The sequence below is a fragment of the Pseudoduganella sp. SL102 genome, assembly GCF_027856995.1.
Taxonomy (GTDB): Bacteria; Pseudomonadota; Gammaproteobacteria; order Burkholderiales; family Burkholderiaceae_D; genus Rugamonas; species Rugamonas albidiflava.
In genome coordinates this window covers 1,657,723-1,668,747 of sequence record NZ_CP115554.1, presented here as the reverse complement: position 1 = coordinate 1,668,747, position 11,025 = coordinate 1,657,723, and the positions used below count along the sequence as shown (strand labels likewise).

The following is an 11,025-nucleotide window of genomic DNA, read 5'->3' as shown; positions in this document are numbered from 1 at the left end:
TTCACCCAACGGCAAATGCCGGGGTCAGACCCGCCGGGTCTGACCCCAGGTTTTGCTCTCGGGGTCTGGGTTTATGGTAACGGCCCTTTGAAGCCGCAGCCTCAAGCCGCCGTCGGCACCTGCTCCGCCCGCGGATTGCGCGGATCCTGCGTCCAGTTCATGTACGCCTTGCCGGTCTGCTGCGGCAGCATGGTGATGCAGCCCTGCACCGGGCAGGTGATCTCGCACAGGTTGCAGCCCACGCATTCGCTGTCGATGACTTCATAGGTGCGCTTGCCCGTGGCTTCGTCGACCAGCCGGGCAATGGCCTGGTGCGAGGTATCCTCGCAGGCCACGTGGCAGCGCCCGCAGCCGATGCAATCGGCCTGGCTGATGTGCGCGATCGTCTTGAAGTTCATGTCCAGGTATTTCCAGTCGGTGGTGTTCGGCACCGCCCGGCCGCGGAATTCCTCGATCGTGCGGTAGCCCTGGCTGTCCATCCAGCGCGCCAGGCCATCCTTCATTTCCTCGACGATCCGGAAGCCATGCAGCATCGCCGCCGTGCACACCTGCACGCAGCCCGACCCCAGCGCGATGAACTCGGCGGCGTCGCGCCAGTTGTTGATGCCGCCGATGCCGGAGATCGGCAGGCCGCGCGTTTCCGGATCGCGCGCGATCTCGGCCACCATGTTCAGCGCGATCGGTTTCACGGCCGTACCGCAATAGCCGCCGTGCGTGCTCGCCGAGCCCACCGTGGGCAGCGCCACCATGCGCTCCAGGTCGATCGACGTGATCGAATTGATCGTGTTGATCAGGGAGACCGCGTCCGCGCCGCCGTTCTTCGCGGCGCGCGCCGGGTGGCGGATGTCGGTGATGTTCGGTGTCAGCTTCACGATCACCGGCAACTTGCTGTGCTTCTTGCACCACGCCGTGACCATGCCGACATATTCCGGCACCTGCCCCACGGCGGCGCCCATGCCCCGCTCGGGCATGCCGTGCGGGCAGCCGAAATTGAGTTCGATGCCGTCCGCGCCGGTCGCTTCCACTTTCGGCAGGATGTCGGCCCAGTAGTGCTCCTCGCAGGGCAGCATCAGCGACACGACGATGGCCCGGTCCGGCCACGCTTCCTTGACGGCGGTGATCTCGCGCAGGTTGATGTCGAGCGAGCGGTCGGTGATCAGTTCGATGTTGTTGAAGCCGATGACTTCGCGGTTCTTGCCGTAGATGGCCGAGTAGCGCGACGAGACGTTGACGGCCGGTGGATCCTCGCCCAGCGTCTTCCACACCACGCCGCCCCAGCCAGCCTCGAAGGCGCGGATGACGTTATAGGCCTTGTCGGTGGGCGGCGCGGACGCCAGCCAGAAAGGGTTGGGCGACTTGATGCCGCAGAAGTCGATGGACAGGTCAGCGAGGTTACTCATTATGCGGCCTCCAGTTTCGATTGAAGTTCGGCGTGGATCGCCATGGCCGCCAGCTTGCCGTGCTGGACCGCCTGCACCGTCAGGTCCTGCCCCGGTGCCACGCAATCGCCGCCGGCGTAGATGCCGGGCAGCGCGGTGCGGAAGTGTTCGTCGACGTGGATGCGGTCGCCGTCGCGTTTCAGCAGCGTGGCCAGCGGATCGGCCAGTGCCCCATCGTCCATCGTCTGGCCGATCGCCTTGAAGATGGCATCGGCGGCGATCTCGAACGTTTCGCCGGTGCCAGCGAGGCGGTTGCCCTCCAGGCGCGTTTTCTCGAAACGCATGCCCTGCACGCGTCCGGCCGCATCGAGCAGCACCTGCTGCGGCTGGGCCCACGTGCGCATGCGCACCTGGTTGGCCTTGGCGATGTCCTGCTCGTGGTGGGTAGCGCTCATGGCGTTGAAGCCGCGGCGGTACACCAGCGTCACCTCTTCCGCGCCCAGCCGCTGGATCTGCACCGCCATGTCGATCGCCGTGTTGCCGGCGCCGATCACGATGGCGCGTTTCGGCACCGGCAGCGCGGACAGGTCGGCGGCCTGGCGCAGTTCGGCGATGTAGTCGACCGCGGCCAGCAGGCCCGGCGCGTCCTCGCCCGTCAGGCCCAGTTGCCGGCTGGCGCCCAGTCCCAGGCCGAGGAACACGGCATCGTAGTTGGCATGCAGGTCCTTCAAGTGCAGGTTGTCGCCCAGCTTCTGGCCCAGGCGGATCTCGATGCCGCCGATGCCCATCAGGAAGTCCACCTCGCGCTGCGCGAAATCGTCAGTGAGCTTGTACTTCGCGATGCCGTATTCGTTCAGGCCGCCCGCCTTCTCTTGCGCCTCGAACACGATCACGTCATTGCCCAGCATCGCCAGGCGGTGCGCGCACGACAGGCCCGCCGGGCCGGCGCCGACCACGGCGATCTTGCGGCCGGTGGCCTTGGCGCGCTGGAACGGATGGTCCGTGAAGCTCATGTTGTCGGTAGCGTAGCGCTGCAGCAGCGCGATCTTCACGGGCTGGCCTTCGGCATCGTGGTTGCGCACGCAGGCGTCCTCGCACAGGATCTCGGTCGGGCAGACCCGCGCGCAGCTGCCGCCGAAGATGTTCTGCTTCAGGATGCCGAGCGCGGCGCCATCGACGTTGCGGTCGTGGATGTTGCGGATGAAGCTGGCCACGTCGATCTCGGAGGGGCAGATGCGCGTGCAGGGCGCGTCGTAGCAGTACAGGCAGCGGGCTGCCTCGATCGCGGCCTGGCGCGCGTTCAGCGGCGGGGCGAGGTCGGTGAAGTGGGTGGCCAGCTCGCTGTTCGTGGAGCTGGGATGCGGAATGTAGTTGAGTGAGTCGAGCATGGTTCTGGTCCCTGGCTTGTTGGCTGAACTGAGTGCTGCTGCTTCACTGTGCGAGCGCCACGCCTGGTTCATTCCACCCCGACTGCAGCCCCTGGGGTCAGACCCGGCGGGGCTTTGCCGGGGCTTCAAGGAGCACTGCTCCTTGCCGGCAAAGCGGTGATGGCTTACTAGGCATCACTCCTTCCTGACCCCGGCTTCTGCCTGGGGTTTCGGTCAGCGTGATCGGCGCGCTCGCCTGGTGTACTTCTGCTGTTACTTCATCTGTGGGAATGCAAATTCCGCGCCAGCGGTAGCCGTGTTGGGCCAGCGCTGCATCACGGCCTTGTGCCGCGTGTAGAAGCGCACGCCTTCCGGGCCATATGCGTGGTGGTCGCCGAACATGCTGCGCTTCCAGCCGCCGAAACTGTTGAAGGCCATCGGCACCGGCAGCGGCACGTTCACCCCCACCATGCCCACCTGGATCTGCCGCACGAATTCGCGCGCCACGCCGCCATCGCGCGTGAACACGGCCACGCCGTTGCCGTATTCATTGCGGTTGATGAGTTCCACTGCGCTGCCCACGTCGGGCAGCCGCATCACGCACAGCACCGGGCCGAAGATTTCTTCCTTGTAGATCGTCATGTCCGGCGTGACGTGGTCGAACAGCGTGCCGCCGACGAAGAAGCCGTTGGGCCGATCGGCGACCTTGAAATTGCGGCCGTCGACGACCAGCTTCGCGCCCTGCTCCACGCCCTCGCCGATCAGCCGCTCGATGCGCTGCTTGGCGGCGAGCGTGACGACCGGGCCCATCTCGGCATCGTGCGCCATGCCGTCGCGTACTTTCAGTGCGGCCGTGCGCCGTTCGAGTGCGCCCACCAGTGCATCGCCCGCGTCGCCGATCGCCACGACGACGGAAATCGCCATGCAGCGTTCGCCGGCCGAACCGTAGGCGGCGCCCATCAGGGCGTCGACCGCCATGTCCATGTCGGCGTCGGGCATCACCACCATGTGGTTCTTCGCGCCGCCCAGGGCCTGCACGCGCTTGCCGTTCGCGCTGCCTTTCGCGTAGATGTATTCGGCGATCGGCGTCGAGCCGACGAAGCTCACGGCCTGCACGTGCGGGTGCTCGAGCAGCGCATCGACCACCAGCTTGTCGCCCTGCACGACGTTGAACACGCCGTCCGGCAAGCCGGCTTTCTTCAGCAGTTCGGCATGCAGCAGCGATGGCGAAGGATCGCGCTCCGACGGCTTGAGCACGAACGTGTTGCCGCATGCGAGCGCCACCGGGAACATCCACATCGGCACCATCACGGGGAAGTTGAACGGCGTGATGCCGGTCACCACGCCGAGCGGCTGGCGCATCGACCACGCATCGATGCCGCGCGCGATCTGGTCGGTGAACTCGCCTTTCAGCAGTTGCGGAATGCCCAACGCGAATTCGACGACCTCGATGCCGCGCGCTACTTCGCCGCGCGCATCGGCCACCGTCTTGCCGTGCTCGCGCGTCAGCATGGCCGCGAATTCCTCGGTGTGCTGCTGGCACAGCTGCAGGTACTTCGCCAGCACGCGGGCGCGCGCCAGCGGCGGCGTATCGGCCCAGGCGGGAAACGCCGCGTGGGCGGCCTGCACGGCGGCGTCGACTTCGTCCGCGCTGCCAAGGGCCACGCGGGCCACGGGTTCGCCGAGCGCGGGATTGTAGACGTCGGCATAGCGGCCGCTGCGGGTGTCCGCTTTGGCGCCGCTGATGTAATGCGTGATGGTATCCATGTCGGTCATCTTGGTCTCGTTCAGGTTATGTAATGTCGGGACAGCGCAGTATTGCGACAGCAATCGTCACGCCAGGATCGTGTCGGCCGGCACGTAGTCGTAGCCCAGGTCGCGGGCCACCGCCTCGTACGTGACGTGGCCGAGGCAGACGTTCAGGCCATTCTTCAGGTGCGCGTTGGCCTGCAGGGCTTTCTTCCAGCCCTTGTCCGCCAGCGCCAGCGCATGCCCGATGGTGGCGTTGTTCAGGGCGAAGGTGGAGGTGCGGGCGACGGCACCGGGCATGTTCGCGACGCAGTAATGCACCACGCCGTCGACGACGAAGGTGGGTTGTTCGTGCGTAGTCGCGTGCGAGGTTTCAAAACAGCCGCCCTGGTCGATGGCCACGTCGACCACCACCGCGCCCTGCTTCATCTTCGCCACCATCTGGCGCGTGACGAGCTTGGGCGCGGCGGCGCCGGGCACCAGCACGCCGCCGATCACGAGGTCCGCGCCCAGCACGGCTTCCTCGATGGTGTGGGCGTTCGAATACATCGTCTGCACGCGGTTGCCGAACACGAGGTCGAGCTGGCGCAGGCGGTCGACACTCTTGTCGAGCACCGTCACGCGCGCGCCCATGCCGACGGCGATCTGCAGCGCATTGGTGCCGACCACGCCGGCGCCGATGATGGCCACGTGGCCGGGCGCCACGCCGGGCACGCCGCCCAGCAGCAGGCCCATGCCGCCCTTCGATTTCTCCAGGTGCGCCGCGCCGGCCTGCACGGCCATGCGCCCCGCCACCTCGCTCATCGGCGCCAGCAGCGGCAGGCCGCCGTTCGGGCCGGTGATGGTTTCATAGGCGATGCAGACGGCTCCCGATTCGACCAGCGCCCGGGTTTGCGCGGGGTCGGGAGCCAGGTGCAGGTAGGTGTACAGGATCTGGCCTTCGCGCAGCATCGCGCACTCCTGCGGCTGCGGTTCCTTGACCTTGACGATCATTTCGGCGCGCTCGAAGATCTCGCTGGCGGTGGCGACGATCGTCGCACCGGAGGCTTCGTACATCGCATCGGTCAGGCCGATGGCGGCGCCGGCATTGCGTTCGACGAGCACGGGATGGCCGCGCAGCGTCAGTTCCTTCACGCTGGCCGGGGTGAGGCCGACGCGGGATTCCTGGTTCTTGATTTCCTTGGGTACGCCTACGAGCATGGTATGTCTCCTTTTAGGCTTTGGGGGTGGTGATGCGTGTTGCGGTGCCTGGAAACCGGTGACAGGCACCGCGCCCGACGTTGCGGATTGTGTCCACGCCGCTGGTCAGCGGTGCCTGTCCCCAGTGCGCTGACGTCAGTGGCTCAGTCCAGCTCTTTCAGGATCTTCGCCAGCTTGCCGAACAGCTCGTCGATATGCTGCTTCTCGAACACCAGCGGTGGCGACAGCGCGATGATGTCGCCGGTCACGCGAATGAGCACGCCATCGGCGAAGGCCTTCTTGAAGGCGGTATAGGCGCGCACGCCTGGCTTGCCGGGAATCGGCGCCAGTTCGATGCCGGCGATCAGGCCGATGCAGCGCAGGTCGATCACGTGCGGCAGGTCCTTCAGCGAGTACACCGCGTCGGCCCAATAATCCTGCAAGCCCTTCGCATGCTCGATGATGCGCTGTTCCTCGAACACCTCCAGCGTGGCCAGCGAAGCGGCGCAGGCCAGCGGATGGCCGGAATAGGTGTAGCCGTGGAACAGTTCGATGCCGGCCGGAGAATCCATGAACGCGTCGTACACGAAGCCCTTCGTGAACACGGCGCCCATCGGCACCGTGCCGTTGGTGAGGCCCTTCGCGGTGGTCATCATGTCCGGCTCGACGCCGAAATAGTCGGATGCGAACGGCGTCGCCATGCGGCCGAAGCCGGTGATCACCTCGTCGAAGATCAGCAGGATGCCGTGCTTCGTGCACAGTTCGCGCAGGCGCTTCAGGTAGCCCTTCGGCGGGATCAGCACGCCGGTGGAACCGGCCACCGGCTCGACGATCACGGCGGCGATGGTGGACGCGTCGTGCAGCGCGACGATGCGTTCCAGTTCATCGGCCAGGTGCGCGCCGTATTCCGGTTCGCCGCGCGTAAATGCGTTCTTTTCCAGGTTGTGCGTGTGCGGCAGGTGGTCGACACCCGGCAGCAGCGCGCCATACTGCTTGCGGTTGCCGGCGATGCCGCCGACCGAGATGCCGCCGAAGCCCACGCCATGGTAGCCGCGCTCGCGGCCGATCAGCCGGGTGCGTGCGGGTTCGCTGCGCGCCCTGTGGTAGGCCAGCGCCATCTTCAGCGCCGTATCCACCGCTTCCGAACCGGAGTTCGTGTAGAACACGTGGCCGAACTTGTGGTTCGTATAGGCCATCAGCTTCTCGGCCAGTTCGAACGCGGTCGGATGGCCCATCTGGAACGTCGGCGCGAAGTCCAGCTTGCCCACCATCTCGCGCACCGCGGCCACGATCTTCGGCTGCGCGTGGCCGCACGGCACGCACCACAAGCCCGCGGTACCGTCGAGCACCTGGTTCCCGTCGATATCCGTGTAATGCACGCCGGCGGCGGAGACCAGCAGCCGTGGGCTGGCCTTGAAGTCGCGGTTATTGGTGAAGGGCATCCAGAAGGCGCCCATCGAATCGGGAGACTGCGCGGGATGCGGCGGGGAGGAAGTTGCGGGATGCTGCGCGGATAGATTTTCTGGTCGGTTCATGCGATCTCCCATGGGCCGGACGGCCCGAAAATTATTTACCAGTTGGCAAAATGATGATGCAATAATAGACACGCCGGTCACTATGTCACATATACACAATCGGCAAGGCGTTCCAACCGTACTGGTCTTAAAAACACTACAGTTCAACGATGGCAAGCAGACGAATTTCCGCGCCGGAGGCGCCGGCACCAGCGACCGCCGTGGCATGGCCCGCGATCGTCATCGAGCGGGCCAGCAAGGGCAGCCTGGTCGACAAGATCGTTGCCGTGCTGACAGCGATGATCTCGGGCAAGGAGCTGCGGATCGGCACGAAGATGCCGTCCGTGCGCCAGTTCGCGAAGTGTAATGGCGTGAGTACCTTCACAGTCGTGGAAGCCTATGACCGGCTGGTCAACCTGGGCCTGCTGTCGTCGCGGCGCGGTTCCGGCTATTACGTGGCGCGCCACGAGATCGCCTCGCAGCTGCCGCCGGCCATCGTGGCCGGGCCGGCCACGGTCGATGCGCTCACCTCCGATTTGTACTCCGGCGTCGCCGATGCGCTGCCCGTGGGCGCCGGCTGGCTGCCGCCCGAGTGGTATGGCGAAGACACCATCCTCGACGCGGTGCGCCACGCCATGCGCATTCCCGCCAACCGCCTGCGCGGCTACGGCCACCCGCTGGGCTTTCCCGCCCTGCGCCAGCACGTGGCGGCCGTGCTGACCGACGAGCTGTTCCCCGCCGAGGCGGACCAGGTGCTGCTGACCCATGGCGCCACCCATGCGTTCGACCTCATCCTGCGCACCCTCACGCGGCCCGGCGACACCGTGTTCGTCGAAGACCCCGGCTACAGCAACCTGCTGTCGCTGATCCGCCACCACGGCTGCAACGCGGTCGGCATTCCGCGCGGCGAACATGGCCTGGACCTGGAGGCGCTGGCCGCGCGGGCCCGCCAGGCGCAGCCCAAGCTGATGTTCGTCAACACCGTGCTGCAAAACCCGCTGGGCACCTCGCTGTCGCAGGCGCAGGCGCACCGGCTGCTGGCGCTGGCCGAGCAGTTCGATTTCTGGCTGGTGGAAGACGATATCTACCGCGACCTCGCCGGCAGGGGCGAAGCGTCGCTGGCGGCGATGGATGGCTTGCGGCGCGTGATCCGCGTCGGCAGTTTTTCCAAGACACTGTCGCCGGTGCTGCGGGTGGGGTCGATCTGCGCATCCGGCTCGCTGATGCCGGAACTGGTGCGGGTGAAGATGCTGACGGGCCTGACGACGTCCGAAGTCAATGAACGGGCGGTTTACCACGCGGTCACCGGCCGCGCCTACCGCAGGATGGTCGACCGGCTGGTGGCCCAGCTCGACGCGGGCCGCGAGCGCACCATCGAGGCGCTGGCCGACGTGGGCATGGAACCGGTGGCGCGGCCGCGCGGCGGCATGTTCGTCTCGGCCGGCTGGAACGTGCCGCCGGCGCCGGACTGCAACGCCCGCAGCATCGCCGATGCCGCGCTGCGCGCCGGCATCCTGCTGTCGCCGGACGAATTCTTCCTGCTGCGGCCCAGCACCACGATCTGGTTCCGCTTCAACGTGGCGTATGCGCACGACCCCGTGCTGCGCGCCTTCCTGCAATCGGCCTTCGCGCCACTGTCACGGAGACTGTCATGAACGGCAAGAAGGGAGCCCATCACGGAGCCCAAAATGAAGTCCGTAACGAAGCCCATGGCGAAGCCCGTAGCGTAGCTCATAACGAAGCTCCTACTGCCGCCGCGTCGCGGCGCATGCTGAACCGCGACCGGCTCGAGGCGGATATCGCCGCGGTCGCGGTGCGCGTGTTCGCGGAGTGCGGCTACGAAGGCGCGTCGGTGGCGGCGATCGCGGAAGGCGCCGGGCTGTCGAAGCAGAACCTGATGTACTACTTCCCCACCAAGCAGGAGCTGTACCGCCGCGTGCTGGACGATGTGCTCGACGACTGGCTGGAACGCATGTCCAGCCTGGCGCAGGCCACCGAGGACGACGCGCCGGCCGATGTGCTGCGCGCCTACGTGCAGGCCAAGCTGCGCTTCTCGCAGGAGCAGCCTTACGCATCGCGCGTGTATGCGATGGAAGTGATCGGCGGGGCCAGGCTGTACGGGGGGCAGATCCAGGAACGCGTGGTGCCGGTGCTCAAGCGCGATATCGACGTGTTCGAGCGGTGGATCGCCGCCGGCCGCATCGCGCCCGTGAACGCCACGCACCTGCTGTTCGCGATCTGGGCGATGACGCAGTCCTACGCGGACTTCGCCGCGCAGATGGCGCTGGTGCTGGACCGGCGCCAGTTGCTGAAGAAGGATTACCAGGAAGCCGAGGACACCATCGTGGGCCTCGTGCTGGCCCTGGTCCAGGCGCACGGCACCTGAACCGGGCCGCGCCTGAACCGGGCCGCGACGATCAGGCGCGGAAGCTTTCCTCGCGGCGGCGCAGGCCGCCCACACCCAGCACGGCCAGGCCCGCCATGACCATGGCGACGGTGCTCGGCTCGGGCACCGGCGACAGCGCGTCGACGTTGCCCGTGAACGGCTGCACGTGCACCTGCGCCCGCAGGTCCAGCGCCCTGGCGAACAGGCCCCCTTCGATGTCGCGCGTGTTGGTCACCAGTGCATCGGTGGCCAGCACGCTACCGCCGAACTGGGTGGCGATGGTGAGGTTGGTGGCATCGTAGAAATTCCAGATCACCTGGCTGCCAATCCCCTGCGCACTGCCGCCGAGGAAGTTGGCGTGGATCGAAGCACCGGTGATGTCCGTGTTCATGATCACCGTGCTGGCGCCGTTCAGGTTGAACTGGAATTCGTTCAGGGCGAACAGCGTGTCGTCGATGCCCGTCAGGTCGAACACCGCCACGCCGTTGCCATCCAGTTGCGCGGTGAACGTGGCCTTCGAGCCGCTGATGTCGACGGTGCTGCCGGTCGACTTCAGTTGCGCCAGCGTGTTCGACAGGCCGCCCAGCACGCCGGCGAAATCGGTCGACGTGGCCGCCGCGCTGGCGGTGGCGAAGTCCGCCGTCAAGCCCTTGAACGCGCCGTCATTGGTGTTCGTGTTCGCCACCGCGCCGAGCACCGTGGCGCCGCCGTTGATGTTCGAGTTCGAGGCACTGCCGCCTACCCAGGCGCCGCCGTTGACATTGGAGTTGGCCAGGCTGCCGCCGATGGTCGCGCCGCCGTTGAAGGTGGAATTCGCGGCGCTGCCGGCCACCTGCGAGGCGCGGTTCAGCGTGGAATTGGCGACGTCGCCACCCACCACGCTGGTGCCCTCGTTGACGGTCACACCGTTGAGCGACCCGCTGGTGACCACGCCGCCGCGGTTGACCGTGACCCGGCTGGTGTTGCCCCAGGCATCCGTGGCGCCCTTCACGCTGGCCGCGGTCAGGCCGGCATAGTCCGAAGCCGGCGCCTTGCCGAGCTGGTTGCCGTATTCGCCGCCGGTAACGCTGCCCGCGGCCCAGGTGCGGCCGTGCACGTGGCCGCCCGAGGTGGCCGTGATGGTCGTCAGCGAGACGGCATTCATCTGGTTCAGCACCTGCGTGGCCGTCAGCGGCTCGGCGGCGGCGGCCACCTGGGTGCCGAACGCTGCGGACAGGACGGCGGCAATGAGACTGGTGCGTAGCATGGTTATTCCTTGATGTTCTTTAATTGCAATATTTATTACATATAGGATACCACGGGCAGGTCCATTCCTTGCGGCCGGTCAAGCAATCGGGTGAGTTTTGGTCGTTTCGTATGAGCATTCGTGTTGCTTTTTGCGCCCATTCGTCGGCCGCTGTCGCAAATCGTCCCGCGAAACCGCCCGTTCGTCGGATCGCCGTTCCACCGCG

At 66.6% G+C, this 11,025-nt stretch carries 8 protein-coding genes; 2 read left to right on the top strand and 6 right to left on the bottom strand.

What is annotated here, in order from left to right; all coding sequences use genetic code 11:
- Positions 1 to 101 precede the first annotated feature (101 nt).
- From preA to OU994_RS07125, 5 genes are all read right to left on the bottom strand, one after another.
- The gene (preA, locus tag OU994_RS07145; protein WP_281610183.1) at positions 102 to 1,400 is read right to left on the bottom strand and encodes an NAD-dependent dihydropyrimidine dehydrogenase subunit PreA; all 1,299 of its coding nucleotides are present in this window, start codon (positions 1,398 to 1,400) and stop codon (positions 102 to 104) included.
- Complete coding sequence (locus OU994_RS07140) at positions 1,400 to 2,767, bottom strand: NAD(P)-dependent oxidoreductase (RefSeq protein WP_281610182.1); 1,368 nt, start codon at positions 2,765 to 2,767, stop codon at positions 1,400 to 1,402. The genes preA and OU994_RS07140 overlap by 1 nt, the downstream gene beginning before the upstream one ends.
- Before the next feature lie 252 nt (positions 2,768 to 3,019).
- Positions 3,020 to 4,522 carry a CoA-acylating methylmalonate-semialdehyde dehydrogenase gene (locus OU994_RS07135; RefSeq protein WP_373922562.1) on the bottom strand — a complete coding sequence of 501 codons (1,503 nt, stop codon included), beginning with the start codon at positions 4,520 to 4,522 and terminating at the stop codon, positions 3,020 to 3,022.
- 57 nt (positions 4,523 to 4,579) lie between these two features.
- Complete coding sequence (ald, locus tag OU994_RS07130; RefSeq protein WP_281610181.1) at positions 4,580 to 5,695, bottom strand: alanine dehydrogenase; 1,116 nt, start codon at positions 5,693 to 5,695, stop codon at positions 4,580 to 4,582.
- Between the two features lie 143 nt (positions 5,696 to 5,838).
- Positions 5,839 to 7,131: an aspartate aminotransferase family protein gene (locus tag OU994_RS07125; RefSeq protein WP_281611596.1), complete on the bottom strand. Its 1,293-nt coding sequence runs from the start codon at positions 7,129 to 7,131 to the stop codon at positions 5,839 to 5,841.
- 227 nt (positions 7,132 to 7,358) lie between these two features.
- Between OU994_RS07125 and OU994_RS07120 the strand changes: the two genes are divergently transcribed.
- Both OU994_RS07120 and OU994_RS07115 read left to right on the top strand, forming a co-directional pair.
- Positions 7,359 to 8,843 (top strand): PLP-dependent aminotransferase family protein, encoded by a 1,485-nt coding sequence (locus OU994_RS07120; RefSeq protein ID WP_281610180.1) that lies wholly within the window; start codon positions 7,359 to 7,361, stop codon positions 8,841 to 8,843.
- 113 nt (positions 8,844 to 8,956) lie between these two features.
- A complete protein-coding gene (locus tag OU994_RS07115; RefSeq protein WP_281610179.1) occupies positions 8,957 to 9,574 on the top strand; it encodes a TetR/AcrR family transcriptional regulator in 618 nt (205 codons plus the stop codon).
- A 31-nt stretch (positions 9,575 to 9,605) separates the two neighbouring features.
- Here the strand turns inward: OU994_RS07115 and OU994_RS07110 are convergent, their stop codons facing one another.
- Complete coding sequence (locus tag OU994_RS07110; protein ID WP_281610178.1) at positions 9,606 to 10,820, bottom strand: choice-of-anchor A family protein; 1,215 nt, start codon at positions 10,818 to 10,820, stop codon at positions 9,606 to 9,608.
- Positions 10,821 to 11,025: the final 205 nt, after the last annotated feature.